20 protein-coding genes are annotated in these 25,891 nt (G+C 70.5%); 4 read left to right on the top strand and 16 right to left on the bottom strand.

Annotation, left to right across the window (positions count from 1 at the left end; all coding sequences use genetic code 11):
• Nucleotides 1-22 precede the first annotated feature (22 nt).
• The 4 genes from ACIRG9_RS02010 to ACIRG9_RS01995 form a co-directional block, all read right to left on the bottom strand.
• Entirely contained in the window at nucleotides 23-421 is a 399-nt protein-coding gene (locus tag ACIRG9_RS02010) for a MaoC/PaaZ C-terminal domain-containing protein (protein ID WP_402848764.1), read from the bottom strand.
• Nucleotides 418-876 (bottom strand): MaoC family dehydratase N-terminal domain-containing protein, encoded by a 459-nt coding sequence (locus ACIRG9_RS02005; RefSeq protein ID WP_402848761.1) that lies wholly within the window; start codon nucleotides 874-876, stop codon nucleotides 418-420. Before ACIRG9_RS02005 ends, ACIRG9_RS02010 begins: the two co-directional genes overlap by 4 nt.
• 3 nt (nucleotides 877-879) lie before the next feature.
• Nucleotides 880-2,064: a lipid-transfer protein gene (locus ACIRG9_RS02000; protein WP_402848758.1), complete on the bottom strand. Its 1,185-nt coding sequence runs from the start codon at nucleotides 2,062-2,064 to the stop codon at nucleotides 880-882.
• Nucleotides 2,065-2,208: 144 nt separating this feature from the next.
• Nucleotides 2,209-2,928 (bottom strand): hypothetical protein, encoded by a 720-nt coding sequence (locus ACIRG9_RS01995; protein WP_402848755.1) that lies wholly within the window; start codon nucleotides 2,926-2,928, stop codon nucleotides 2,209-2,211.
• A gap of 142 nt (nucleotides 2,929-3,070) precedes the next feature.
• On the opposite strand from ACIRG9_RS01995, the gene ACIRG9_RS01990 reads away from it, so the two are divergent.
• Nucleotides 3,071-4,357: a hypothetical protein gene (locus ACIRG9_RS01990; protein ID WP_402848753.1), complete on the top strand. Its 1,287-nt coding sequence runs from the start codon at nucleotides 3,071-3,073 to the stop codon at nucleotides 4,355-4,357.
• A 237-nt stretch (nucleotides 4,358-4,594) separates the two neighbouring features.
• Entirely contained in the window at nucleotides 4,595-5,464 is an 870-nt protein-coding gene (locus ACIRG9_RS01985; protein WP_402848750.1) for an endonuclease/exonuclease/phosphatase family protein, read from the top strand.
• A 151-nt stretch (nucleotides 5,465-5,615) separates the two neighbouring features.
• Here ACIRG9_RS01985 and ACIRG9_RS01980 read toward each other — a convergent pair whose 3' ends face one another.
• The 5 genes from ACIRG9_RS01980 to ACIRG9_RS01960 form a co-directional block, all read right to left on the bottom strand.
• Nucleotides 5,616-6,089 carry a hypothetical protein gene (locus ACIRG9_RS01980; RefSeq protein WP_402848747.1) on the bottom strand — a complete coding sequence of 158 codons (474 nt, stop codon included), beginning with the start codon at nucleotides 6,087-6,089 and terminating at the stop codon, nucleotides 5,616-5,618.
• 58 nt (nucleotides 6,090-6,147) lie between these two features.
• Nucleotides 6,148-6,687 carry a NifU family protein gene (locus ACIRG9_RS01975; protein WP_402848745.1) on the bottom strand — a complete coding sequence of 180 codons (540 nt, stop codon included), beginning with the start codon at nucleotides 6,685-6,687 and terminating at the stop codon, nucleotides 6,148-6,150.
• 3 nt (nucleotides 6,688-6,690) lie between these two features.
• Nucleotides 6,691-8,640 (bottom strand): ferrous iron transporter B, encoded by a 1,950-nt coding sequence (locus tag ACIRG9_RS01970; RefSeq protein ID WP_402848742.1) that lies wholly within the window; start codon nucleotides 8,638-8,640, stop codon nucleotides 6,691-6,693.
• On the bottom strand, nucleotides 8,640-8,954 hold the full coding sequence (locus ACIRG9_RS01965; RefSeq protein WP_402848739.1) for a ferrous iron transport protein A: 315 nt from the start codon (nucleotides 8,952-8,954) through the stop codon (nucleotides 8,640-8,642). The genes ACIRG9_RS01970 and ACIRG9_RS01965 overlap by 1 nt, the downstream gene beginning before the upstream one ends.
• A 236-nt stretch (nucleotides 8,955-9,190) precedes the next feature.
• Complete coding sequence (locus ACIRG9_RS01960; RefSeq protein WP_402848736.1) at nucleotides 9,191-10,513, bottom strand: AAA domain-containing protein; 1,323 nt, start codon at nucleotides 10,511-10,513, stop codon at nucleotides 9,191-9,193.
• Nucleotides 10,514-10,734: 221 nt separating this feature from the next.
• Here ACIRG9_RS01960 and ACIRG9_RS01955 point away from each other — a divergent pair, with 221 nt between their 5' ends.
• On the top strand, nucleotides 10,735-11,427 hold the full coding sequence (locus tag ACIRG9_RS01955; RefSeq protein ID WP_402848733.1) for a hypothetical protein: 693 nt from the start codon (nucleotides 10,735-10,737) through the stop codon (nucleotides 11,425-11,427).
• Nucleotides 11,428-11,500: 73 nt separating this feature from the next.
• Here ACIRG9_RS01955 and ACIRG9_RS01950 read toward each other — a convergent pair whose 3' ends face one another.
• The 4 genes from ACIRG9_RS01950 to ACIRG9_RS01935 all read right to left on the bottom strand — a co-directional run bounded on the left by ACIRG9_RS01950 (nucleotide 11,501) and on the right by ACIRG9_RS01935 (nucleotide 15,281).
• Nucleotides 11,501-11,674 carry a hypothetical protein gene (locus tag ACIRG9_RS01950; protein ID WP_402848731.1) on the bottom strand — a complete coding sequence of 58 codons (174 nt, stop codon included), beginning with the start codon at nucleotides 11,672-11,674 and terminating at the stop codon, nucleotides 11,501-11,503.
• A gap of 59 nt (nucleotides 11,675-11,733) precedes the next feature.
• Complete coding sequence (locus tag ACIRG9_RS01945) at nucleotides 11,734-14,103, bottom strand: acylase (RefSeq protein ID WP_402848729.1); 2,370 nt, start codon at nucleotides 14,101-14,103, stop codon at nucleotides 11,734-11,736.
• A 161-nt stretch (nucleotides 14,104-14,264) separates the two neighbouring features.
• Nucleotides 14,265-14,699: a nitroreductase family deazaflavin-dependent oxidoreductase gene (locus tag ACIRG9_RS01940; protein ID WP_402848726.1), complete on the bottom strand. Its 435-nt coding sequence runs from the start codon at nucleotides 14,697-14,699 to the stop codon at nucleotides 14,265-14,267.
• Between the two features lie 75 nt (nucleotides 14,700-14,774).
• Entirely contained in the window at nucleotides 14,775-15,281 is a 507-nt protein-coding gene (locus ACIRG9_RS01935) for a carboxymuconolactone decarboxylase family protein (RefSeq protein ID WP_402848724.1), read from the bottom strand.
• A 162-nt stretch (nucleotides 15,282-15,443) separates the two neighbouring features.
• On the opposite strand from ACIRG9_RS01935, the gene sigJ reads away from it, so the two are divergent.
• Complete coding sequence (gene sigJ, locus ACIRG9_RS01930; protein WP_402848723.1) at nucleotides 15,444-16,379, top strand: RNA polymerase sigma factor SigJ; 936 nt, start codon at nucleotides 15,444-15,446, stop codon at nucleotides 16,377-16,379.
• A gap of 16 nt (nucleotides 16,380-16,395) precedes the next feature.
• Here the strand turns inward: sigJ and ACIRG9_RS01925 are convergent, their stop codons facing one another.
• From ACIRG9_RS01925 to ACIRG9_RS01915, 3 genes are all read right to left on the bottom strand, one after another.
• A complete protein-coding gene (locus tag ACIRG9_RS01925; protein WP_402848721.1) occupies nucleotides 16,396-16,998 on the bottom strand; it encodes a suppressor of fused domain protein in 603 nt (200 codons plus the stop codon).
• 544 nt (nucleotides 16,999-17,542) lie between these two features.
• Nucleotides 17,543-17,833 carry a hypothetical protein gene (locus ACIRG9_RS01920; RefSeq protein ID WP_402848719.1) on the bottom strand — a complete coding sequence of 97 codons (291 nt, stop codon included), beginning with the start codon at nucleotides 17,831-17,833 and terminating at the stop codon, nucleotides 17,543-17,545.
• Nucleotides 17,820-25,871: a LamG-like jellyroll fold domain-containing protein gene (locus ACIRG9_RS01915; protein ID WP_402848716.1), complete on the bottom strand. Its 8,052-nt coding sequence runs from the start codon at nucleotides 25,869-25,871 to the stop codon at nucleotides 17,820-17,822. Before ACIRG9_RS01915 ends, ACIRG9_RS01920 begins: the two co-directional genes overlap by 14 nt.
• Between the last annotated feature and the right edge of the window lie 20 nt (nucleotides 25,872-25,891).

Genomic DNA, 25,891 nt, shown 5'->3' with positions numbered 1-25,891 from the left:
GTCAGGTGAGGTCGTTGACCGGTCAGCTGATGGCGACGACCGCCTCGCCGGTCAGCGTGGTGGTGCCGTCGGCGAGGGTGACGGCGAGTTCGACGGTGGCCAGCCCGTCCGCGACGGCGACGACCCGGCCGGTGCAGGTCGGCGCGGCGTGCACCGGGGTGATCGCGGCGAAGCGCACCCGGTAGGAGCGGATCCGGTCCTGCGGCACCCAGTTGGTCAGCAGCCGACCCAGGTACGCCATGGAGAGCATGCCGTGGGCGAACACGTCGTCGAGCCCGGCGGAGCGGGCCACGTCGAGGTCGATGTGCATCGGGTTGTGGTCGCCGGAGGCGCCGGCGAAGAGCGCCAGCGTGGTCCGGGACAGCGGCGGGAGTCGCAGCGGCGGCAGCTCGGTGCCGACCTGGATGTCTGCCGTGGTCATCGGGGCACCTCCGGGTTTCGTACGACGATCACCGAGGTCGCCTCGGCCACCAGGTCACCCCCGCGCGTGACGTCGGTCCGGCGGACCAGGAACTCCAGCGCGCCGCCCTTTTTGGCGTACACGTCGACGATCCGGGTGCGCAGCGCGACGGTGTCACCGGCGTGCACCATCGAGTGGTAGGTGAACGACTGCTCGCCGTGCAGGACCTGGCGCAGGTCGACGCCGAGCTCGGCGAGGTACCCCCACGGGTCCGGCCCCTCCATCTCGAGGCTGAAGAAGAAGGTGGGTGGTACGGGCAGGTCGGGGTGGCCGGCCTGCCGGGCGGCGGCCAGGTCGACGTAGACCGGGTCGGTCTCGCCGATGGCCTTGGCGAAGAACCGCAGCCGGCCGGGTTCGACGGTGACGGTGATCGGCGCGAACGCCAGCGCCCTGGCCTGGTCCGGGTCGACGGGCATCGGTCAGCTCAGCCTCTCGTAGAGGGTCACGACGGCGGCGCCGCCGAGGCCGATGTTGTGCTGCAACGCCACGGTGGCGTCGGCCACCTGCCGCGCCTGGGCCTGGCCGCGCAGCTGCCAGACCAGTTCGGCGCACTGCGCCAGCCCGGTCGCGCCCAGCGGGTGCCCCTTCGACAGCAGGCCGCCGGAGGGGTTCGTCACCACCCGGCCGCCGTAGGTGTTGTCGCCGTCGTCGATGAACTTCTCGGCGGTGCCCTCCGGGGTCAGGCCGATCGCCTCGTAGGTCAGCAGTTCGTTGGTGGTGAAGCAGTCGTGCAGTTCCACCACGCGCAGGTCCTCGGGGCCCACGCCGGAGCTCTCGTAGACCTGGTGGGCGGCGGCCCGGGTCATGTCGTAGCCGACGAGGGCCCGCAGGTCGCCGCTGTCGAACGTCGACGGCTGGTCGGTGGTCATCGCCTGCGCCCGGATCGCCACGTCGCCGCGCAGTCCGTGGGCGCGGGCGAAGTCCTCGCTGCACAGCACCGCGGCCGCCGCGCCGCAGGTCGGCGGGCAGCACTGCAGGCGGGTCAGCGGGCCGTGGATGTGCGGTGAGGCGAGGACCTCCTCGACGGTGACCGGGTCCCGGAACACCGCGTAGGGGTTGTTGGCCGCGTGCTGGCGGGCCTTGACCGCGATCTTGGCGAAGGTCTCCGGCCGGGTGCCGAACCGCTGCGCGTACGCCGCGCCCGCACCGCCGAAGTACCGGGCGGCCAGCGGCGCGTCGCTGCCGCCCTGGATCCGGTTCGAGACCTCGTCGAACCGGTCGAACGGGGTGGGCCGGTCCGACCACTGTGCCGTCAACGCGCCGCGCCGCATCTGCTCGAACCCCAGCACCAGTACGCAGTCCACCGCGCCGGACTCGACCGCCTGCCGGGCCAGGAACAGCGCGGACGACCCGGTCGAGCAGTTGTTGTTGACGTTCACGATCGGGATGCCGGTCTGGCCGACCCGGTAGAGGGCGGCCTGCCCGCACGTCGAGTCGCCGTACACGTAGCCGACGTACGCCTGGCGCAGGTGCGCATAGTCGACGCCGGCATCCGCGAGCGCGGCCCGTGTCGCCTGCTCGCCCAGCACGTCGTAGGTCTGGCTGGTCCTCGGGGTGGCGAACGGGACCATGCCCACGCCCGCCACGAGCACTCGTCGACTCATCGCCGCCCCCACTACCCGGAGTTCACTTATCCTCGCCTCCTCCTTAGGCTACGCCACGAACCGGCCATCCATCGACCCCTGTAAGCCTTGCCGCGATTCACATCAGGGGGATCGGGAAGCCCCGCCGGAGCGCGTGCCGCCGGGTCACCCGCGCAGCGACGCGCAGGCCGCGGCGATGGCCTCCTGCAGCTCTTCGAGGGACTCGAACTCGTCGGCCCGGTCGATGTCGACACCGCATTCCCGTTGCCGGGCCCGGATCAACCCCTCGTGCGTGCCCAACGAGACGTACACGGGGAAGGCGAGGGGATCAAGGTCCCGCTCCAGGAGCAGGTCGATCGGGTCGCCGCCGTCGTAACCGATGTGAAGCCAGTTGTCGTAGGGCGAGCGGGAGTACGCCTCCGCCGCGAACCCGTTGGTCCACTGGGTGAACAGCGCGGCCAGGCTGGGGGCGGCGCGCATCGGGTTCCAGTCGTCGGCGTCGATCTGGTAGCGCCAGATCTCCCCCGCGTTGTCGCCGGCGAGCACGAACGTGAAGAGGAGATGGTCGGTGAAGAACAGCGGCAGCTGATGCCGCCAGTGGAAGGGGATCGCAACCGAGAAGGACAGGTATTCCAGCAACTCCTCGGCGTCGTTCCATTTCAGCAGGAACGCCCCGTCCGGCAGGACCAGTTCGACCGGCAGGCCGTGGGAGCGGAGCCAGAGCAACTGTTCGGGGATGCGGTCCACGTCGAAGACCCGGCACAGCACATCCGCCGGCAGTCCCTCGTTCCGGTCGCCGCCATCGGGCCAGGGGACACCGGTGGCCGTCGCCGCCGCCCGATAGCCCGCCACCGCAGCACGCAGAACGTCGATGTCGTCGAGCATCAAAGACCTTCCATTGTGGAGGCCAGACCCCGCCGGTGCCGCGTAACGGCCGGCATGATCTTGGCGCTCATCTATGTGTACGACGCCGATGATCCCGAGGATCGGGCGACCGCCCGGTCGATCCCTCCGACGATAGGACCTGATGTCCATTCATCCCCGCTCCCCCCGTCATCGTCTGCTCCGAAGCGGCCTCGCGGTCGGCACACTGGCCGCACTCGGCGCCGCCCTGCTCCCCGCCGCCCCGGCCAATGCCGCCCCCGCCCGGGCCGACCTCCTGGTCGCCGCCTCGGTCTCCCCCGTCGAGGTGCCCGCCAGCGGCGGCTGGTCGATCCTCACCCTCGACGTCCGCAACGCCGGCACGAAGGCCAGCCAGAACGTGAGCGTGGCGTTCACGCTCCCGGCCGGCGCCTGGTTCGCCACCGACGGATTCGTGGTGCCGCCGAGCTGGCACTGTGACCTGCTGGGCACCGCGACCTGCACCCGCGCCCCGCTGGCCGCCGGCCAGGTCGCCGACCCGCTGGCCATCCCGTTCGGGCTCCCGGCCGGGACCGCCGGTGACGCGGTGACCGTGACCGCCACGGCGAGCGCCGGCGCGGAGTCGTCGACCACCAACAACACCGGCCGGGCCAGCGTGCGCTACATCCCCAGCACGGTGGATCTCGAATTCGTGCCCGCCGACACCACCCAGGCTGCGCTCCCCACCGGGTCCGTGGATGTCTCCACGTCGGTCCGGAACACCGGGAACTCCCCCTCGGGCGAGGTGACCGTCACCATCCCGGTGCCGACCGGGATGCAGGGCAGCGAGCGGTGGAGCGAGGGGTGGGACTGCACGTTCGGCGACGGCGTCGCCGACGGACAGACCGGCTGGCGGTGTCTCCGCGGCCCGCTGCGGCCGGGCGAGACGAGCGAGTCGCTGAACTACGGCGGGACCCTCACCACCACCACGGTCGGCGACGTCGTGACGGTGGAGGCGACCGCGGCGACGACGACGCCGGAGACGACCCTGGAGAACAACACGGCGCGGCACACCGTCACCGTCGAACAGGGAGCGATCATCCGCGGCACCGTCTGGGTGGACGGCAACAACAACCGCGTGTGGGACTCCTGCGAGGTGGGCGCTCCGGTCGGCAACGAGGGGATCTCCCGCATCAACGTGGCGTCGCCTCCCGACCAGCCCGGCGGAGCCGAACTGACCACCATCAACCCCGACGGCACCTTCATCACGTACGTCCGCCCGGGCAGCTACCGGGTGCAGTTCCACGTGCACTACCCGCACGACTTCATCGACTCGGTCGACTCGGACCTCGTCTACTACTGGAACGCGACCGGTGGCGCCAACTACGGCTACACCGACTGGGTCACCGTGGCGGCGGGCGACGAGGTGACGCTGGACGCGGGCGTGCGGTCCCGCTGGATCCAGTCCTGCTGATCCTTCTCCGGCGACACCCGGGCGGTCCGGTCTCCGTGGCCGGGCCGCCCGGCTCGTCGCGTGCGGCGCCCGCCACCGAGGCGCAACCGGCTGGCCACACCGCCTTCGGCAAGAGATCATCGCCGGCTTCATGATCGGCGTTTAGCGTCGTTTACGCCCCTACCTGGGCGAACCATGCACCGTGCTCGTACCGGAGGAAACGCCTCATCCTGTCCGCCGTCCGATCTGGAGGATCCGTTGAGTCTGAGCATTCACCGCCGTGCCCTGGTCGGCGCCGCGATCGCCGCCGCGCTGGCACCGCTGTCGTTGGCCGCCCCGGCCGGCGCGGCCGAGCCCGCGGGATCGGCCGCGCCACCCGTGGCGCTGCGGGTGGCCACCTACAACATCCACGCCGGGGCCGGCGAGGACAACGTCTTCGACCTCGACCGGACCGCCGAGGCGATCCGGTCGCTCAACGCCGACGTGGTCGGCCTGCAGGAGGTCGACGTCCACTGGGACGGCCGCAGCGACTTCGTCGACGAGGCCCAGGAACTCGCCGGGCGGCTGGGCATGCGGGCCTTCTTCGCGCCGATCTACGACTTCGACCCGCTGACCGCCGGTGCGCCGCGCCGGCAGTACGGGGTCGCGGTGCTCAGCCGTTACCCGATCCTCGACGCGGTCAACAACGACCTCACCCGGCTCTCCACCCAGGTGCCCAACCCGGTGCCCGAACCGGCGCCGGGCTTCGCCGAGGTGACGATCAACGTGCGGGGCGCGCACGTGCACGTGTACTCCACGCACCTCGACTACCGGGCGGACCCGACCGTGCGGCGCATGCAGGTCGCGGACACGCTGAACATCCTGGCCGCCGACTCCGGGCCGAAGGTGCTGGTCGGCGACCTCAACGCCCAGCCGGGGGCGCCCGAACTGGCCGGCCTCTGGCAGGACCTGCGGGACACCGCGCCGACCGGTGCCAAGACGTACCCGGCGATCAACCCGGTGAGCCGGATCGACGTCATCAGTGTCTCGCCGGACATCACCGTGGTGGGCACGGACACCATGGCGACCGAGGCGTCCGACCACCGACCGGTGGTCGCCGACCTCCTGCTACACCAGCGCGGCAACTGACCCGGACCTCCCGAGCGGCAGCTCACGCGCCACAGCGGTGATGCGTCCTCTGTGGCATCAGTGCGGGTGATCTCGAGCAGTATCCGCACGGCGCGGGGTTGGAGCGAGAGCACCAACCCCGCGCCGCCGGATGCTCAGCGGCGCTTCGCGCTCACTCGTCGACCGGCCGGGGCACCGACCCGAAGTCGTCGAGCGGGCGGCGGGACAGAGCCGTGTGCAGCTCAGGGTCGGCATACACCTCGGCGGTGTGGCGCCATTCGGTGAGCAGCTGCGAGAGCGGCGCGGTGTTGCCGATCGACGCTGCGGACTGCGCCGTGCTGGCCAACTCGCGTGCCATCGTCGCGATGTCGGCCGGAGGCAGAAACCTCACCCAGGGTAGGACGGTGGGCAGCAATTCGCTTACCAGGTCCGGGACAGTGTCCATGAGCCGAGCGAGAATCCGGGCGGTCAGGTCCACCACCTCACCCTCGGCCTCGGCACGGTCGGCGGACATCAGCACGAGGTCCCCGGCATCGCGGCGCCTCAGGCGGACTGCCCGGGCGCGGCTCAGCCGCTCGGTGGTCTCCCCGGGCCGGCGCAGCAGCTCGGAGAACGGTACGGATTCCAGTGGCACCGGCGCAGTCACATTTCAATAGTGCTTCAGAAGTCCTGGCCCACGGGGAATTCCAGCTGCCCGGCTGAGTTCAGCTCTGGTCGGCGACGTCGTTGACCGCGACCAGGTCCGGGCAGCGTCGGCGGAGCTGGTCTTCCAGCCGGTGGCGCAGGGTGAGCCGCGAGGCGGGGCAGCCGCGGCAGGCGCCGCCGAGGCGGACGGTGACCGTCCCGTCGTGGACACCGACCAGCTCGATGTGGCCGCCGTGTGAGCGGGCGAACTCGCCGACCTGCCCGTCGAGCAGGGCGTGTGCCGCCTCTCGTAGTGGCGCGTCGTCGGTCTCGCCGGTCGCGCCGCCGGGCCGCCACCCGGCGGGGTCGGCGAGGGCCGCGTGCAGGGCCGAGCGGACGCGCGTGCCTTCGCCGGACCAGGTGCGGCCGGGACGCAGCGTGGTCACGACGGCTGCCGTTTCCACCCGTACCTCTTCGAGGGTGCCGTCACGCAGCAGGGTGTCGAGCGGGTCCGGCACGGTCGCGGCGACGCCGCGGAAGGGCAGTACGCCGCCGGGGGTGATCCAGCGCAGCTGGTCCGGGCGGTCCGGGACCGGCTGGGGGTGGATCGGGATCAGCACCGCTCAGCCGCCCAGCAGCGCCACGATCGTTCGCGCCAGGTAGGCCATCACCCAGGCCAGGACAGTCAGGTAGCTGAACGCGATCAGCGGCCACTTCCAGCCGCCGGTTTCCCGTCGCATCACGCCGATGGTGGCCATGCACTGCAACGCGAAGGCGAAGTAGACCAGCAGGGCCGCGATGGTCGGTGCGGTGAACAGGGGCTGACCGGCTTGGGGCCCGTCCGAGTGGGTCATCGACCGTAGCGCCTGGGTCGGCTGCTCGGGGTCGTCGGCGGCGGCCACCTGGCCGAGGGTGGCGACGAACGTCTCCCGGGCCGACTGGGCCGACAGGATGCCGACGTTGATCCGCCAGTCGAAGCCGAGTGGTTCGAACACCGGTGAGACGAGGCGCCCGAGGTCGGCGGCGTAGCTGTGGTCGGCGACGTAGGCGGACACGGCCGTCTGGTCGCCGGGGTCGACTCCGTGTGCGCGCAACTCGGAGACGGAATGCACGGGCAGGTTCAGCAGCAGCCAGAGGGCGACCGTGGTGACGGCGATGATGGTCGTGCACTTGCGCAGGAACGACTTCGCCGAGTGGCCCATCGCGACGAGGACGGACCGCACCGAGGGCAGCCGGTAGGGCGGCATCTCCATGTAGAACGGCATCAGTACGCCACGGCGGTCGCTGATCTTCTTGAAGACCCAGGCGGCGGTCATGGCGGACACCGCGCCGAGCAGGTACATGCCGAACATGACCAGGCCCTGGGCGCCGAAGGGTCCGACGCGTGCCTTCGGGTCCACCAGCAGGCCGATCAGCAGCACGTACACGGGCAGGCGGGCCGAGCAGGTCATCAGCGGCGCGGCCATCATCGTGGCCAGCCGGTCCTTGGCCGACGGCAGCGTACGGGTGGCCATGATGCCCGGGATGGCGCAGGCGAACGATGACAGCAGCGCCACGAACGCGCGGCCCTCCAGCCCGGCGCGGGCCATCACCCGGTCCATGAGGAACGCGGCGCGGGACATGTAGCCGACGCCTTCGAGCAACGCGATCAGCAGGAACAGCAGCACGATCTGCGGCACGAAGACGAGAACCGCGCCGATGCCGCCGAGCAGCGCCTCACCGAGCAGCCCGGCTATCCAGTGGTTGTCGATGTGCCTGGCGACCAGCCCGGACAGCCATCCGAAGAACGTCTCGACGTAGCCCTGCAGGGGTGCGGCGATGGTGAACACGGTCTGGAAGAACAGGACCATCACGGCGAAGAACACGATCGTGCCCCAGACCGGATGCAGCAGCACGGCGTCGACGCGCTGGGTGATCCGGTGCCGCCCGGGTGCCCGGTACGCGGCGAACGTCAGCACCGATTCCGCCCAGGCGTCCGTTTCCGCCGGGTCGGCGGGTGGTGGCAGGGCCGGGGCGGTCCACGTCCGCCACTGCACGATCCGGTCGCGCAGCCGGTCGATGCCCTGCCCGCGGTTGCCGATCACCCGGAGCACCGGCACGCCAAGGGCCTGTTCGAACGCCTCGACGTCCAGGTGGCCCTGACGGCCGGCCAGTTCGTCGGTGAACGTGACCACGACGCAGGTGGGCAGGCCGAGCCGCAGCACCTGCGCGACGAAGCGCAGCGAACGTCGCAGGGTGGTGGCGTCGACGGTGACGAGCAGTGCATCCGGGGGCTGCTCGCCGTCCAGCCGGCCGTGCAGGACGTCGACCATGACCTGCTCGTCGGGGCTGATCGGCTCGAGGCTGTAGGTGCCCGGCAGGTCCTCGATCACGTAGCGCTGGTCGCCGATCCGGGTGCTGCCGATGAACCGGGACACCGTCACGCCCGGATAGTTGCCGGTCTTGGCGTGCAGGCCGGTCAGGGCGTTGAAGATGCTGGTCTTGCCGGCGTTGGGGCTACCGATGAGGGCGATGCGGGGCAGGGCGGTGTCAACGGCACCGCTGGCGCCGTCGCTGTGGCATCCGGCGTCCATCAGGCGATTTCTTGGATCAGCACGCACTGCGCCTGGGCCCGGCGCAGGCAGAGTTCGTAGTCCTTGACGCGGTAGACGACCGGGTCGCGCAGGGGGGCGCGGCGCACGACCTCCACCTCGGTGCCGGTGGTGAACCCGAGATCCTCCAGGCGGCGCGCGGTGGCGGGGTGCGCGTCGTCGGCCACCCTGACGACCGTGGCCCGGTGTCCCCGGCGCAGATCGGCGAGCAGCGACACACCCACCGGCTGCTGCGCCGGTGCGGCGTCGTCGGTCAGCCGGTGAGGGTGAGGGATGGCGGAGTGTCGTCGTGCCACGAGTCCACCTTAAGGTAAGGCTCGCTTTACCTGTCATGGCCGGGTCGATTCTCGGTGCTGCGAATTCGATCACCTTTTTACTAACCGGAACAGGGATTCGGCCGTCCCCCGCTGCACGGCGTCCTCCAGCTCCGGGCGGCAATACCGATCATGGAACGGATGCGCGCTACGACACCCTCCGGCCGGTCCGGCAAATGGCGAACAATGTTCTCAAGAACACACCGGGCCGGTCTCATTCAGCCGGCGTGGTGCGCGGCGAGGTGGGTGAGCATCGCCTGGTTGGCCGCCCAGCCGTCGGGGAACTTCACCGGCACGTCCAGGTGCACCCGCTCGGTCGACGGGTGCGCGTCGAGCAGCTCGGCGATCCCGGCCCGCGCCACCACGACGCACGCGTGCCGGTGCCGGGAGGCGAGCACGCAGAGCCGCCCCGACTCCAGGTGGAACGCGGTGGCGTCGCGCCGCCCGGAGAGCGGGTGCAGCACGATCGTCACGTCGTACTCCCGGCCCTGGAGCCGGTTGGCGGTGTCGACGGTGATGCCCGCGCCGGCCGCACCGAGCCGGGCCCGGATCGCCGCCGCCTGGTCGCGGTGGGCGGCGCCGACGGCGATCCGGTCCGCCGTGACGGGCGCGCCGCCGGGCGCCTGCTCGGAGACCGCGACGGCGCCCCGCCGCAGCATCCGCAGGGCGAGGTCGGCGCAGGCCGCCGCAGCCTCGCCGTCGGTACGCAGCGTGTGCCGGGCCGGCAGCTCGTAGAGTCCCCAGCCGGTGGCGGCGGCCACCTCCACGGTCGCGTCGTACGCGTCGCCGGGCCCGGGTTCGGTGAACGACAGCGCCCGGTCGGCGAGCCCGGTGCCGGACCGGAACCCGGTGAACGGATAGAACGCCTCCGCCACCACCGGCGCCGCGGTGGCGGGCAGCCGCCAGGACACCGGCAGCCGGTGCACCGGCAGTTCCGGGTTGTGCCGCAGCAGCGTGACCACCGCCGACTGCATCGGGTCCCAGGTCAGGCCGGTCCAGCGCGCGGTGTCGACGGTGGAGAACGGGTCGAGCTGCCCGGGGTCACCGACGAACAACGCCCGCTCGAACCGGCCGGCCACGCGCAGCAGGGCGTCCGAGCGCATCTGGTACGCCTCGTCCACGATCGCCCACGGCCAGACGCCCTCGGCGACGGTGGCCCATTTGGCGGCCGTACCGATGATGACGGCCGACCCGGCCAGGTCGGCGACCTTCGCGGCGACCCGGACCGTCTCGTGGCCCTCGACCCGCTCGGACGGCCGGTAGTCGGTGGCGGAGAGCCGGCCGATCCGCAGCTCGGGGGCCTTGCGGGCGAGGCGGTCGATGAGGTCGTCGACCTGCTCGTTGGTCTGCGCCACGATGATCAGCGGCTCGCCGGCGGCGGCCAGTTCGACGGCGGCCCGCACCACCAGCGTGGACTTGCCCGCGCCGGGCGGGGAGTCGACCACCACGCCCCGGTGTACGCCGGCGCGCAGGTCGGCCAGCACGGCGGTGATGACGCGTTCCGCCTCGACCGCCGGTGGCAGCGTCAGCCCCGTGAGCATTGATCACCTTCCCGGATCGGCCGCCGTTCCGGCAGGCGGCGGTGTCGCCACGATACGCGTGGAAGAAGCGGTGTGCCCCGCAGCGGCGTTGTCGGCGGACGGTACGGACGGTGGTCGGGATGCCGGTGGCCGAACATGCCGCGGCTGAACCGAACCCCGCGCGGCGGCGTGTTGCCGAATGGAGCCCGCGATGGGCGCGGGGCTGATTCAGGGGGCACATCATGCGTAAGCGATTCGCACTGCTTGCCGTAGCCGTCGCACTGGGCCTCGCCACCGGGTCAGGGGCGGCGGCACCCGCGCAGGCCGACACCGGCATCGTCGAATACCTGAGGCTGCCGTTCCAGATGATCAGCGGGCTCTCATCCCCGGCCGGGGGAACCGTGTACCTCGACGCACCGGCGGACGAGCCCACCGTCGTGACCCTCGAAAGCTCCGACCCACGCGTGGCCGTGCCAGCGAGTATGACGATCCCGGCCGGGGCGTCGACGCGCGGCTTCCCGGTCTCGACCACCCGCATCGAGGGCGGGCACGGCGTGCGTGTCCACGTGACGGCGACGGCCGAGGGCAGCTCGGTCACCGGCATGATCGCACTCCTCCCGGCCGTGTACCCGCCGGGCATCACCTCGTTCCTGTTCGCGCGGGGATCCATGCCGGTGGGCGGCGGCTCGACCACCGGCACGATCACGCTGGCCTCAGCCGCACCCACGGACGGCACGCTCGTGACGATCGAGAGCTACAACCCGGCCGTGACGATGCCCGCAAGCGTCGTCGTGCCGGCAGGTCGCACCTCCGTGACGTTCCCGGTGACGACGTCACCGATCGGACGCGACGACTGGGCCAGCGGCGTAGCGACGGCCGTCGTGCCGGCCACGGGCGCAAGCAGGCTGAGCAGCGTACTGACGCTGCTGCACTGACCATCTGACGGCAATGGCCCTGGCCGCCGGGTCGGTTCCCCGGCGGCCAGCCACCATGTCCGCAGTCAGATGGTCAGAGATGACCCCAGGTCACGGTCCAGACCTGGTTGTCCTTGAGCGGCGGAGCGTTGTGGCAGGTGGACTGCTCCACCCAGCCGGAGTTGGTGAGGTTCGAGCCGTACACCTCGACACATGCCGAGCCCAGAAGCGTTGCGAGCAACGCGATGACGAGGGTTGGACGTCGCATGTGGGGCCTCTCCGTTGGTCGAGCCGCCCGGTCCGGGCGTCTCGGCTCATTCCTGCTGCTCATGTGCGGCGCTCCCCCACCCGGTAGGTGACCAGGTTCGGGTCGGCCTTGAGCTGCTGTTCGGTGAACTTGATGGTGTCGTAGCCCTTGCCCGAGTACAGCCGGGTCTGGTCGGCGTACCAGGGCGAGTTCGGGTTGGCCGACTGAGAGTAGGTGAGGATCTGCCGGCCGGACGGCCCGTTGCGGCCCAGCTCGACGGCCATCAGGAACGACGTGCCGTGCACCACCTTCGGATAGCCGACGCCGGGCACCAGCGGGTCGATGGTCATGTTGAAGACACCGGCCCCGGGGTGCCCGCCGTGGATCGGGATGCGTTCGTCGCCGCGCGGTTCGGTCTGGATGTCGCCGAGACGGGCGTCGAGCGGGATCCCGTCGAGCGCGCGGACCGCGTCGGCCAGCGCCGTGCGGATCCGAGGGTCGTCGACGGCGAGCCGGCTCGGCGTGGTGAGCGGGGCGGCCGGGTCGAACGCGTCGGCGAAACGCAGGCCGCCGAGGGCGAATTCGGTGAACAGGTGCGCGCCCCGGCTGTCCAGGTCGACCCGCAGGTCCCAGCCGCGCAGGGCGGCGCAGGCGGCGGTCAGGTCGACGCGGGTGCCGTCGGAGGCGGTGGCGACCGGGTGGGCCGTACACAGTTCGACCAGGTCGTCGCGGACCAGCTCGCCGCCGTAGGCGCGGTTGCCGAGGGTGACCGTCCACAGGTTGGCGGGGGTGAACCGGGTGCCGGGAAGCCCGTCGGTGCCGGCGAGGCGCTGGCGCACCTGGTGGACGCCGATCCGGGTGCGCAGGCTGCGCGCGGTGCGCTCGTCGCCGATGATGCGGGGGAAGCCCTCCAGGGGCTGGGCCGGGTTGGCCAGCCAGTAGCTGTCGTTGGAGTTGGTCACGTAGTCGCCGCGGACCAGGGTGGGCAGGTGCGCCGGGCCGAGGATGCCCGGCACCGCCGCGTCCGGGTCCCTGCCCAGCTCGCACCGGGAGCGGGAGCCGTCGAGGACGGCCTGGCCACTGTCGGCGTACAGGTCGCGCCAGGTGGCGGGGATGCAGGTGGCAGCGAGGTCGTCGGTGACCCGGGGCACGACGGAGTGGTCGGCGTAGAGGGCGGTGCCGTCGCGGTCGGCGGCGATGACGTTGACCCAGGGCAGGAACTGCCGCCGGTCCAGCGTCGTCCGCAGGTCGGCCACCGACTTGGCCCGCCCCATCGCCAGCCAGCCGTCGAGGGCGCGGTTGTTGGCCGCGTTGGGGTCGCTGATCGCGTACGCGGTGCCGGCGGTCCAGTCGAAGACGCCGGGGACCACGACGACGGGGCCGAAGTGGGTGTCGTAGAGGGTACGGCTGACCGGCCCGCCCGGGGTCTGGACGGTGACCGTGCGGACGGTCATCTTCCGGGGCCTGCCGTCGTAGAGGTAGGTGGTCGGGTCGCCGGGGGCCAGGGTCAACTGGTGGAAGGCGAAGCGGTGGGCGGTGGAGACGGTGTGGCTCCAGGCCACCCGGCCGTTGTGCCCGATCTCGATCAGCGGGTCGCCGACCAGGGCTGCGCCCTCGACGTCGTAGCGGCCCGGGACCTTCAGGTGCATGCGATAGAACCGGTCCGGGCCGTCCCACGGGAAGTGCGGGTTGGCCAGCACCATGCCCGCCCCGCTGGCGGTGGCGTCGCGGCCGAGCCCGTACGCGTTGCTGCCCACCCCGGCGGGTGCGCCGTCGCGGGCGGCGACCACGGCGGCGGCCTCGGGTGCCGGGAGCTGGCCGGTGATCTCGCCGGGGCGGGCCGGGGCGCCGCCGGTGGGCGGGGCGGCGGCGACGATGCCGTCGGTGACCGCGCCGGAGCCGGCCCGGACCATGCTCGTCCAGTGGGCTCGCCACAGGTCCAGCTCGGTGATCGGCCGCACCCACGGCTTGCCGGCGCACGCCGGATCGGTCAGGTGCCCCGCCCCGGTACGCCGCAGGTAGGCGTTGTAGCCGGCGGCGAAGCCACGCATCTGGTCGCGTACCTCGTCGGAGGGCGAGTGCACGCCGTCGCGGGGGCCGGTGAGCAGCCGCTCGACGACCCGGTCGTCGATGACCTTCTGCTGGAACAGGTCGCTGGTGACGTTGGCCGCGGCCTCGCCGGTCGTACCGAAGAACCGGGACCGTTCGGCGCGGACGGTGACCATCGACTCGGCGATGATGCAGATGTTGTCCTCGGCCTGGACGTAGCCGACGCCGTAGCCGAGGCTCGCGAAGTCCTGGGCGGTGATGTGCGGTACGCCGTACGAGGCGCGCCGGATGAGGGCCGAGTAGTCGCCGGAGCTGGCGGCGGCGGGGCCGGTGGTGGCGGTGAGGCCGGCGGCGACCAGGCCGACGGCGGTGGCCGCCGCGACCAGGCGGCGGGGCCTCATCGGGCGGCCCCCTGCGGATGGTGCTGGAACATCGGACGTCCTCCCCGTCTGTCGACAGTCCACTGCCGACCGACGCTAGTGACGCCGGCCGGCAGGGACATCGGGGAAGACCACCAGCTCGACCCCGGGGCTGCCCCTCAGGGCAACCCCCGGGCTCAGGGTTACGCGGAAACCGGTTCGAGCACGAAGACCGGGATCTGGCGCTCGGTCTTGCGCTGGTAGTCGGCGTAGTCCGGGTACGCGTCGACGGCCCGCCCCCACCAGAGGGCCTTCTCGTCCCCGGACACCTCACGGGCCCGGTACTCGCCGGTCGCCGCGCCGTCCTGAAGCTCGATCACCGGCTCGGCGACCAGGCTGGCATACCACTTCGGGTTGGTCGGCGCGCCGCCCATGGACGCGACAGCCGCGTAGTGGCCCCCGTGCTCGACCCGCATCACCGGGGTCTTGCGAACCTTGCCGGTTTTGGTGCCCCGGTAGGTCAGCAGCACGGTGGGCCGGCCACTGATCGTGACCCCCTCAGTCGTGCCGGTACGCATGATCTGCTCGACGTGCTCGCGGACCCACGCCGACCCGCTCGGTTCGTAATCACCGGTCATCGTCACAGTATGGCCAACGCGCCCGCCCCGTCCCGGGTGGCGGGCGCGCCGGATGTCACGTTGCCGGTAGGGGCGTCAGTTGCTGTAGTTCTCCCCGATGGCCCGGCCGGGGATCGGCCTGGCGATGAGGGCGACGGGGATGAAGAAGCACATCTGGCCGATCGCCAGGGTGAGCGTCCACAGCGCCTTGTCGTCGTAGTGGGCGGTGGCCCTGGCGTACAGCTCGTCGGGGACGCGCTCCCCGGACGGGTTCGAGGTCAGGACCGCCTCCACAAGTTCCAGCGCGACCCGTTCGGCGTCGGAGAAATAGGGGGCGTCCCGCCAGGACGCGACGGCGGTGATGCGCTCCTCCGCCTCCCCGGCCTCGCGGAGGTCACCGGTCGCCCGGACGGTGTGGTAGGTGCTGCCGACGATCTGCCCGGCGCGCAGGTGCAGCAGGCTGATGGTGGCCCGCGGCACCGAACCGTTCTGGACGGCCTTGGACATGCCGCCGGCGATCGCTCCCATCTCGGGGAAGAACGGCATCGGGTTGGGCAGACGCGACCGGAGGTCGTCCTGCGTGGTCGTGGCGGTCGTGGACATGGGTTTCCCTCCCAGGATCTCGGCGGCGCCCTGGCGGCTCGCCTCGTCAGTCCGACGACACGGTCGCCGAGAATGTCAGGCGGCGCGCCGACCTCACACTTCGCCGCGCTGTCTCGTCGTACCCGGTGAGGGCAGTCGCGACCGAGGGGAGCCGGCGACACCATGGGAATCCAGTCCGGGCCAACGGACGGCCACGCCGATCCGGGCCTGAGCGCGATCATGAGCGAGCGGCGGCGGCTGATCAATCTGGCGTACCGGCTGCTCGGCTCCCTGGCCGAGGCCGAGGACGCCGTGCAGGAGACCTACGCCCGCTGGTACGCGATGACCCCGCGGCAGCAGGAAGCCATCGCCGTCCCGGGCGCCTGGCTGACCACGGTCGCCAGCCGTGTCTGCCTCGACCTGCTCGGCTCGGCCCGCGCCCGGCGGGAACGCTACGTCGGCGACTGGGTCCCCGAGCCGCTGCCCGGTGACGCCGAGTGGTTCAGCGGGCGGCTGGGCGGCACGACCGCCGACCCGGCCGAGCGAGTCACCCTCGACGAGTCGATCAGCATGGCCTTCCTCGTCGTACTCGAATCGATGACCCCGGCCGAACGCGTCGCGTTCGTCCTGCACGACGTCTTCCGCTACTCCTTCGCCGAGGTGGCCGAGGTCGTCGGCCGTACCCCGGCGGCCTGCCGCCAGCTGGCCTCGTCGGCCCGCCGCCGGATCCGCGCGTCGCAGGCGCTCGCGGCCCCGTCCGCCCGGCAGGCCGGCGTCGTCAGGGACTTCAAGCGGGCCTGGGAAGCCCAGGACATCAACGCCCTCATCGGCCTGCTCGACCCGAACGTCACGGCGGTCGCCGACGGGGGCGGCCTCGCCAGCGCCCTGACCCACCCGGTCCACGGCCGCGAGCAGGTCGCCCGCTACACCGTCGACCTCGCCGGCCGGGCACCCGAGCTGACGATGGTGGAACGCACGGTCAACGGCCAGCCCGGCCTGGTCGCCCAGCAGGACGGCGTCACGGTGGCGGTGATGGCGTTCCACGTCCTGGACGGCCGGATCACACACATCTGGGCGGTCCGTAATCCGGAGAAGCTCCGGCCCTGGACGGCGAGCTGACGCGCGTCACGAGACTTCAGATGCGTGCCCGCAGCGCCTCCCGTCGGAGGTCGGAGATGTCGACGTCCTGCTCTTCCAGAGCGTCGTAGAGCTGCTCCGGTCCCCGGGAGGTCAGAAGATCGGCCTCCACCTCGTAGGCGGGTACCAGCAGACAGAAGTTCGTCTCTCCGGCCGAACTGGTCACGAACTGAAAGTCCTCGTCGAACAGGGCCGCGGGGGTCGGCAGCAGGAATCGCATCCCGGCGCTGAGCGGCACCTCGACGTCCAGGCGGACCGGTTCCTCCCAGGAGAGCAACCGCCCCTGCTCGGCGTAGCGCACCGCGCAGGACATCACGAAGTCGAGTATCTCCGGCCCCATGAACCGGCCGTCCACGACGAAGAGCAACTCCTGGGCGTAACCGTCCGGACGGGCCCAGGCACGCCGTCGGGCAAATTCGGCCAGACCGTCGGTCACCAGGGTCACCTGACCGTCGAACGGGACCTCGGCGAAGCCGTGCAGACGGATCGGTGCCCCCTCGGGAAGTTCCTCGTCGAGGGTGCTGAAGGGCTTGCCGAGAAACCGGCGGAGGTGTTTGTCGATCTCCCCCGACGTCGCTTCCGGGCGGCTGAATTTCCCCATGATCGCCCCATTCTGATCTCGTTGCGCGACGCTACCGCAGCCCGTCCAGAATCTGCCGCCACGTGTCCGAGTTTTGGCGGGCCGTTGGCAGCCATGCCTGTGGTTGCCATTCACGGCAACGTGCACATGCCAGCTCTGGTCGACTGGGCGGAGCAGCACCGGGATGTCTATTACGCTGCCGTTGAGCCCCACCTCGTCCGGCAATACGGTCCCGCCCGCCACGGCACGACCTGCCTCGCCCCGGCTACCTGCATCATCACGTACCGATGGGTCACCCGGCCTCGCTTGGTACGCCTCATCGAAGACCGTGTCAGTTGCGGGACGCGTTGAGGCGCTGATCGCGCGTCGGCCTCCCAGCAGCGGCGTGCACCGGTGCCGCACAATTGAGCAACGCCTGGCCAATGTCAAGCCCCCAGCCCTCCGCCAGCTACCATCATTTGGCGTTTGATGATTGGCATCAGCACACTGTGCGCCGCACGCTTCGTTCTTGTCGCCCCCTCGAAGGTGCGGTCGTCGCGCGCCATCCGCTGACCTCATGACGGGATCATGAGATATCCCTAGCCGCATCTACTTGTAGGTCAAAATCCGTGAGCCAGGATTCGAAATCTTCCTGCCCGTGAAGGTGCACACCTGGAGTCGTCTCGATGTCTGCCCCCGCAAGGGTATCCAACACATCCAAAATCACATCATCACGGATATCAACGTCGTCATCCAAAAGCCATCTGCGGGCCCAGGTCGCTACCGCATCGACACTCAGGGTGCCATTGATCAAAGATACGAGGCAATCGCGGATCTGAGTTCGATTCGGCAGGCCTGCCTCATCACCACCGATCAATGAGTCTCCCGATGCGGTTGAAGACATAATGAACCTTCCTGCCGTTCTTCATAATCCGAACCTGCCTGACCCGACCCGAATGGTCCAAGGTTTCATGCCAGTCCCGCTTCTTGCCGGTGGCAGGATTCCACTCCCGAACCATCCTCCGCCCCGCCGACTCGCCTGGATTCTTAGCGGGAGAAACCTTGCCATAGTAGCGGACTCGTCCATTCTGCAGGACTTTGTATCCGCCCTTTCCGTACTTCTTCACCTGCCGAAGGTGTTCCTTGATCGAGCAAGTTGAGTTGTGTACGACAAGCTCAGCGCCGTCAACCGCGACCACGTAGGTGTGGGTGTCGCCGACGTTGAGGTTGTAGACGGTCTGGCGTGGCAGCCAACCGCGGTCGAGGACGTGTTGGACCAAGGCCCGTTCGCCGTGGCTGCCGATGATCGCGTCCCCGGCCGCGACCTGGATGGCGTTGGTCCAGCCCTTGCCATCAACCCAGATCGGGTGCTCGGCGGTCGCGGTGAGGACACCCTCGCGGCCACGATCGAGGTCGATGTCGACGATGTGGCGGGTGTTCTCGCTGACGAAGACGGCCAGGACGGGTCGGGCCTGCCGTTGGCCCGTTTCGGGGTCGGTAGCGGTGACCCAGTCGCCCACCTGGATTGTGTGGATGGTCTGGTAGGTGCCGTCGGCCATCAGGACCGGGGTGTCGGGGGCGAAGCTGTTACACCTGCGCGCCGCGCGGGCGATCTTCTGTCCTGCGGAGGCGAGTCTGCCGCTCTTGCTGGAGGCGCGGATCGCGGTGACGGCGAGGCGGGCGCCCTTGACGGCTGCGCCAGCGCCGACGACGGCGGCTGCGGCTCCGGCGAAGGCCCAGGCGGCTTCTTTCCAGTTGCCGGTGGCGGCGTAGGAGACGGCGGAGACGACGCCGGCGATGGTGCCGATCGGGCCGGGGATCATGGAGGCGTACGACGCGACCTTGGCGACCTTGGACAGGCCCTTCTTGATGCTGCCCCAGCCCCATTTGCCGTCGAGGTCGGTGCAGTTGACCGGGTCGCCGGCGCAGTAGTCGTAGGCGGTGGCGTTGCCGCCGTCGATGGGGTCGACCTGTAGGAATCGTCCGAGGGCGGGGCTGTAGAGGCGGACGCCCATGAGGATGACGTCGCCGAGGGCTTCGGCGGAGCGTTGTTTGCCGCCGAGCCAGCCGTACCGCTGGTTGGCCTGCCCGGCCATCGGGACGCCAAACTCGTCGTAGTCGAAGAACTCGGGTTCGGTCAGCCCGGGGTCGATGGTGACCGCGATGTCGCCGTGCAGGTTGGTCAACTGCAGGCGTACGTCCCCGGTGCCCGAGGTGGTGGCGACGAGGTCTCCGTCGGGGCCGGAGACGTTACGGGTGACATTGCCGAGGCTGGTGTCCTCGACGATCCAGCGGGGTTCGTCGGAGTCGTCGCCGTAGTGGTTGAGCCTGGACGTGGTGTTGGTCCAGGTCTCGTCGACGAGGGTTTCGGTGGTGAAGGCCCGGAACCGGTACGCGGGGTCGAGGGTCCACGTCTGGCGGGTGTCGTCGAGCTGCTGTTGTTTGATCAGGTCGTTGGCGTAGTAGGTGTTGGTCAGCCCGCCGGGCAGGGCGGTGGTGCGGCCGAACTTGTCGTAGACGTAGCCGGGGTCGATGAGGCGGTCGGCGGTGTCGTAGCTATGGTCGTCCTCCGCGTCGGCCGTGTCCTCCTGGCAGGTGCCGTCTCCACCGGGGGCGTAGGTGGACTTGCGGGTGCGGTTGGAGCGGTCGTCGTAGGTGTAGGTGCGGGTGACGCAGCCGCCGGTGATGGCGCTGTCGTGCCGGGTCTTCACCAGGCGGCCGAGGCGGTCGTAGCCGTAGTTCTTGGCGCCGCCGGTATAGGTGTGGTCTACCCACTGACCGGCGGTGTTCGCCACCACCGACTCGGAGAAGATCGTCTCCCCGTCGGAGTCGCGGGTGTAGCTGCGCTCCACCGGTTGCAGGTTGGCGTTGAGCCGGTCGGTGCGGGTCAGACCCCCGGGGTACTTCAGCTCGGTGAGCTGCCCGTCGGGCGAGTACTTGGCGTTGAACGTGCCGGCCACGCTGTCGGTGACACTGGTCAGCAGGCCCCGCGGTTCGGCCGCCCGGTCGTAGGTGAAGGTGGAGTAGCCGGTCGGGTCGGACACCTTCGACGGCTTGCCGTACCGGTCGAACTCGTTGACGGTCCGCCCACCGTCCGCGTCGGTGTACGCGGCGAGGCGGCCCAGCAAGTCGTACTCGCGGGTGATGGTGGTGCCGTCGAAGAGGGTCTGCACCACGTTGCCCGTGGCGGTGTCGTGAACCGTGGTCACCGAGCCCAAGGATCCGCCGAGGTCGTTTGAGACCCAGGTGGAGATGACCCGCCCGGCCGGGTCGTAGTTGGTGGTGCTGACCCGGTAGGTGGCCTCGACGTGGTCGACGACCTTCTCCTGGTCACCCCACCGGTTGTACCGCTCGATGTTGCGCCACGGCAGGCTGCCGGGCATCCGCGCCGAGTCGTGACCGGTGATCGTGCCGTTGGCGTTGGTCACGCACGCCTGGCCGGCCCACTCCGGTTTGTTCCCGCAGGATGCCTGGCTGGCGTTCGGGCCGGCCGTGTAGTAGATCGTGTGGCTGCCCTTCGCGTCCGAGCCCGACGATCCGATGCCCCAGGACTTGAGGATCCGGCCCGCGCTGTCGTGCACGCTGTAGGCGGTCAGGTTCCGGCCGCCCGGCCCGGCGTCGGCGATCACCGTGGTCGGGGTCTTCAGGACCCAGCCGGACGTGCCGCCGTTGTGGGGGTCGTAGCCGTTCTTGCTGACCCGTACGTCGGCGTCGGGATAGCCAACGATCTGCGCGCTCTCGCTCTCGGTCGTCACGAGGTGGTAGGTGGCGCCGTCCGGCTTGCCCTCGTCGTAGGTGTTGACCGTGTGTGCCCGCCCGATCACCGTCTCGCCGGCCGAGATCGCTTCCAGCGGCCCGGCCCCGTCCGGGTCGGCGACCGGGTTTTCCAGGGCCATGAGCGAGGTCGGGCCGAGGGTGTCGATCAGGTCGATGCCGTCAGAGCTGTACGTGCTGACCGTCGACAAGGCCAGGGCCCGGCTGGCGGTATCGGAGCCGGCCAACCCGAGTTCGGCGAGGTAGGTGCTGGCGTTTGGCAGGGTGCCCAACGCGAGCGCCCGGTCCGTGGCCTCCAGGGTGCGGATCACGTTGCCGAACTTGTCGTATTCCTGGGTGTCGATGTGCCCGCCCGGGGTGGCGGTGTTCACCTCCTTACCGCCGGCGGAGAGGTAGTGGACGGTGGCGTACGGGTAGCCGCTGGTGCCGGGGGCGCTCGGCGTGGCCCGGTTGCGGCCCGGGTTGTTCTCCGGCCCGAACACGGCGGTGGCGTCGGTGGGCAGGTCGACCTGGCCCCAGGCGGCGATGGAGGCGGCGCCGAGGTTGTAGGGGCCGCCGGCGGCCTGGGTGAGCGGCACGTTGTAGACGACGTTGGTGGCGAGCTCGCCGTCGGTAACGGTCTTGGACCCCTGCTGCAAAGCGGCGCGGCGGACCTTCAGCAGCCGGCCGGCGTTCTCGTCCCCGGCCAGGGTGGCGACCTGGTCGGCGGTGAGTGCCTTGCCGTAGATCCGGACGTCGTCGATGCCGCCGTGCCAGGTGTTGGTGAAGGTGGCGTTCCACTGGGCCCGGCCGATCACGTACGGGCCGGTGGCGTTCCAGCCGCCGGTCGCGGCGGTGGTCGACTGCGGAACGCCGTCGACGTACAGGGTCATCTTGCCGGTGGCGGTGTCGTAGACGCCGGCGAGGTGGGTCCACCGGCCGAGCACCGGGGAGGTGTTGGACGAGGCGCGGATCGGCAGCGACGTGGAGCTGTCGGTGTCCATCCGGGAGAACGCCCACCGGTCGGTGGCCTGGACGTAGTTGAGGAAGAAACCGCTGGTGTACGAGCCGTTCTTGGACACCGCGGTGCGGTTGACGGACTTGTCGGTCAGCCGCACCCACGCGGAGACGGTGTAGGACGAGGTGTTTGACAGGGCGGTGCCGGCCACGGTGATCTGCTGGCCCGACGTTCCGGTGAACAACGCCGCCTTGTCGGCCGGGTTGTCCGGGTCGTTGCCCTGGCCCCACGTGACGCCGCTGGCCATGGTGCCGGTACGGCCGCTGCCCGAGGAGTCGGCGACGGTGGTGCCGGAGCCGGCGTCCAGGTCATAACGCAGCGCCGCGGCGTCGACGTCGGCGTTGCCGTAGTCGAACTGCCAGGGCAGCTCACCGGCCGGGGTGACCTTGCTGACCCGACCTGCGACGTATTCGTAGCTGGTCTTCAGGGCCGGGGTGACCCGGGGGTCCCACACCTCGCGGAGCTGGCCCAGGTTGTCGTACGCGTACTTCGCGGTCTGGGTGGCGGTCATCGCCGAGGTGTTCGGGTCCCAGGTCCACAGCTTCACGCCGGAGACCCGGTCGGTGTAGTCACCGAACACGGTCTGGCTCAGCCCCGACGTGGTCGTGGTCGCGTACTCGTATTCGAGGACCTCACAGCCACGGGCCGGGGTCGCGGTGGTGCAGTTGTTCGTGTCGTCGACCCCCGGCTCGACCGGGTTGATCACCTTCTTCAGCAACAGCCGACTACCAGCAGTGTCGTAGAGGTATCGCGTCGTGCTGACGGACTCCGGAGTCCACGACGACGTGGCCGCCCAGATCCCGCTCTGCGCGGTGAACTCGGTGACCGTGCCGTCGAGCTCGGTCAGCCGGTACGCGGTGCCGACCTTGGCCAGCACCATGCCCTCGGAACCCGGCTCCGGGGTGTAGCTGACCCCGTCCGGGTTCTTCGCGAACGTGATCCAGTCGCCGCCGATGGTGTTGACCTGGGCCAGCGACGGCTCGGGCAGGGTGACGGTGGTGTAGTCGACCTCGGCCGCGCCACCCGTCGCGCCGCCGGACCAGGCGGGGCCGAATGGTGCCACGATCTCGGTGACCGACAGGTTGTCCCAGTACACCTTCTTCCCGGAGCCGCCCTGCGTGCCGTTGTAGAGGCGGAAGAACGCCTCGGTCGCCCCCGCCGGGACGGTCATGTCCACCGACAGTTCCTGCCAGCCGTCCGTGTAGCCGGCCATCGGCGAGGCGACCTCGGTGTAGGCGGTGCCGACCTTGTAGAAGCCGACGATCCGCAGGCCGCGCGCGCCGAACTCGGGCACCAGACCGGTCGCGGCCGGCACGTAGATCCAGCCCGTCGCCCGGTACGTGCGGCCCGCGACCATGCCCAGCCGCATGCCGCCGCCGTCCCCGCCGACCGCCACGTAGGTGTCGTTGCTGGTCGTGGTGACCGGGGTGATCTCCAGCGAGGCGACCGGGGTCACCTCACCCTGCCCCCGCGCAGTCGACCGGGCCGCCGACGAGGTCGACGGCACCGTGAAGCCGGCCAGGTCGGTAGACACCTGCTGCTGGTTCGCGGTCAGCAGCTGCCCCATCGGCTGGTAGCCGTCGGTCGGCTTGCGCGACGACGACGACCGACCCACCGACAGGCCCAACTCGTCCGCATCGGTCGACGACAGCACGTAGTCACCGGTGAGCAGGTTCACCGAGCCCGGACCGATGTCGTCGCCTGCCGCGCCGTCACCGCTGGAGTCGACCGTCACCCGTACCCATGGGGTGGTGTAGGCAGGGGTGCCGCCGGTGGCGGTGTAGATCTGGGCGCGGATCTCGACCACGCCGCCGACCAGGCCGAGGGTGTCGGTGGCGTTCCAGATCGCGTACCCGCCGAGCGACGAGAGCGTGACCGGGCTGGCCGCGGTGGCGGTGATCGGGGCGCCGGTGGCCGAGGTCAGGTTCGCCGACGGCACCGGCAGCGTCGCCCCGCCCGGGCCGCGCCGGTACTCGAAGTACGCCCGGGTGTAGCCGGCCACCGGGGTGGTGATCTGCAGCTTGGTGCGCTTGACGATCGTCGCCCCCGGCAGCGGCTGCGCCAGCGCCGCGTTGCCCGCGTCGAACACGTACAGGTTCGCGCTGGACAGGTTGCCGGCGGAGTCCTTCGCCTGCACCGTCAGCGTGCGGCGCCCGTCACGCGGGCGCAACGTCACCGACGTCGCACCGGTGGCCGCGATCGTCGTCGCCGACGCCTCGTAGTCGATCTTGTAGACGAACGCCGCGAGATCGTTGGTGCCCGACGGCGGGGTGAAGGTGAACGTGTCCGGCGCTTCCGCGCCGCCGTGCGGCTGCCCGTCGTTCTTGTAGATGCCGGCGGACACGAACGGCACCCCGGGCTTGACGGTGTCCACGGTCAGCGTCGTCCACCCGGTCCAGGCGCCGTAGCTGTACGGGTCCTTGGCCCGCACCCGCCACTCGTACGCCGTGTCGTTGACCAGGTCGATCGGTGCCTGCCAGGCGGCGGTGGACCCGTTCGTCCACGCCGGGCTACCCGACCGCAACCCCGACGAGGACACCACTGCCTGGGTGTTCTTGTTCCGCACCTCGTACTCGGCCTGCAACGCCTGCCCGGCATCCGCATCCGCCAGCTTCGCCGACAACGTCGGCCGCACGGCCGACGTGCGCGCACCCGCTCCGCACAGGGTGTAGCAGGGCGCGACCGCCAGCGCCGACGGGGTGCCCGGCGCACTGTTGTAGGTGATCGACACCAGGGGCGGGTGGGTGCCCTCGGCCGAGTCGAACCGCTTCCACGACAGGTGATCCGACTCGCTGGTCCCGCGCAGCATCACACTCGCGCTGGTCTGGTTGTTGTCGGCGGCGTACTGCAACGCCCCACCGACCTCGATGTAGACGTAGCCGTCGTTGCAGGACGAGTTGTAGCCCTTCGTCTCCGTCGACGTGCCGACCTTCACCCGTGCGGTCGGCTGGTTCGTCCATCGCACCGACGAGTCCACGTAGTCGGTGCGCCACGCCTCCCACGACATCGCCGTGCACGACCACGAGTGGTAGTTCCACAGCCGCAACTTTGCGGTGATGATCCGGCTGCCCGCGAACCCGGTCGTGTTGAACCGCAGGTACGACCGCGCCGTCCGCGTACCACCGTCGTCCGAGTAACCCAGCTTCAGGTCGACGGAGCCGGACTGGTCGCTGCTGTAGTCCGTCTGCACGAACGCGTCGAACGACGGCGACAGCGAGGTCGGCGGGTCGATCGTCACCGGGAAGGACAGATCCGCGCGGGCCAGGAAGGCCGCGTCTGGCGTCAGCTCCATGACCGTACGACCGGTGCCCTTGGCGAGCGTACGGAGCCCGACCCGGCCGTGCCTGAGGTGTTCCAGGGACTGCGGGGCGACCTCGGCGTCCCACATCAACGGGGTCTGTGCCCGCCCGACCTGCCGGCCGGCCTTGTCTTTCAAGACCAGTCCGCCCATGCCGTCACCGACCGCGTTGAGCTTGCCGGTCCGCATCGGGAGGCTCAGCTTGCGCACCTGCGCCAGCCCTGCCCGGTCCTTTACCACGAAATGCTGCTCGTATCCGGTCGCGTGCGTGTGGAACACCAGGTCCACACCTGGCAGCACGTCCGGGTACGTGATCGTGCGGCCGTCCAGCACCGGCTCCGGCAGCGGTCCCGCCCAGGCCAGGGCCGCCCGCTCGTCGCCCTCGCCCACCGCGACCAGCTCATGCTCCCCCGCATCGGAAGCGGGCCCGGAGAAGGTGAGCGCGCGCGGGTGTGCCTTCGGCGCGACCGACCCGTCCGCCCGGCGCTCCAACGTCAGATCCACCGGCACCCAGCGGTCGCCCTCACGCACCCGCACCGGGGCAAGGGCCTGTTCCTCGGTCAGGGTGCCGTCGGGGTTCGCGAACACCTGCGTCGTCTCCGACCGCCGGCTCGCGACCTCCACCCGGGCGTCGCACAGCTTCGCCGAGACCGCCGCCGACACCTCGTCTGGCCGGTCATCGGGACACTTGGGCTTCGGCGCCGGCGCTGCGGAAGATGCCGCCTGCGCCGGGCGGGCCGGCCGCGCCGGCACATCCGACAACGTCGCCACCAGGACCAACGCCAACACGATCGCCAACCGGCGAACCGAACCGGCGAACCTCTCGCCGGCCAGAGTGATGAACACGCGAGACTGCCAGCGGTGCG

The sequence above is a fragment of the Micromonospora sp. NPDC093277 genome, assembly GCF_044765245.1.
In the GTDB taxonomy this organism is placed as follows: Bacteria; Actinomycetota; Actinomycetes; order Mycobacteriales; family Micromonosporaceae; genus Micromonospora.
This window is presented reverse-complemented; position numbering and strand designations above follow the sequence as displayed.

What these genes read in the sequence shown, in the direction of transcription:
- ACIRG9_RS02010 (WP_402848764.1), bottom strand. Translation starts at nt 421, where the DNA reads ATGACCACGGCAGACATCCAGGTCGGCACCGAGCTGCCGCCGCTGCGA.
- ACIRG9_RS02005 (WP_402848761.1), bottom strand. Translation starts at nt 876, where the DNA reads ATGCCCGTCGACCCGGACCAGGCCAGGGCGCTGGCGTTCGCGCCGATC.
- ACIRG9_RS02000 (WP_402848758.1), bottom strand. Translation starts at nt 2,064, where the DNA reads ATGAGTCGACGAGTGCTCGTGGCGGGCGTGGGCATGGTCCCGTTCGCC.
- ACIRG9_RS01995 (WP_402848755.1), bottom strand. Translation starts at nt 2,928, where the DNA reads ATGCTCGACGACATCGACGTTCTGCGTGCTGCGGTGGCGGGCTATCGG.
- ACIRG9_RS01990 (WP_402848753.1), top strand. Translation starts at nt 3,071, where the DNA reads ATGTCCATTCATCCCCGCTCCCCCCGTCATCGTCTGCTCCGAAGCGGC.
- ACIRG9_RS01970 (WP_402848742.1), bottom strand. Translation starts at nt 8,640, where the DNA reads ATGGACGCCGGATGCCACAGCGACGGCGCCAGCGGTGCCGTTGACACC.
- ACIRG9_RS01960 (WP_402848736.1), bottom strand. Translation starts at nt 10,513, where the DNA reads ATGCTCACGGGGCTGACGCTGCCACCGGCGGTCGAGGCGGAACGCGTC.
- ACIRG9_RS01955 (WP_402848733.1), top strand. Translation starts at nt 10,735, where the DNA reads ATGCGTAAGCGATTCGCACTGCTTGCCGTAGCCGTCGCACTGGGCCTC.
- ACIRG9_RS01950 (WP_402848731.1), bottom strand. Translation starts at nt 11,674, where the DNA reads ATGCGACGTCCAACCCTCGTCATCGCGTTGCTCGCAACGCTTCTGGGC.
- ACIRG9_RS01945 (WP_402848729.1), bottom strand. Translation starts at nt 14,103, where the DNA reads ATGAGGCCCCGCCGCCTGGTCGCGGCGGCCACCGCCGTCGGCCTGGTC.
- ACIRG9_RS01940 (WP_402848726.1), bottom strand. Translation starts at nt 14,699, where the DNA reads ATGACCGGTGATTACGAACCGAGCGGGTCGGCGTGGGTCCGCGAGCAC.
- ACIRG9_RS01935 (WP_402848724.1), bottom strand. Translation starts at nt 15,281, where the DNA reads ATGTCCACGACCGCCACGACCACGCAGGACGACCTCCGGTCGCGTCTG.
- sigJ (WP_402848723.1), top strand. Translation starts at nt 15,444, where the DNA reads ATGGGAATCCAGTCCGGGCCAACGGACGGCCACGCCGATCCGGGCCTG.
- ACIRG9_RS01925 (WP_402848721.1), bottom strand. Translation starts at nt 16,998, where the DNA reads ATGGGGAAATTCAGCCGCCCGGAAGCGACGTCGGGGGAGATCGACAAA.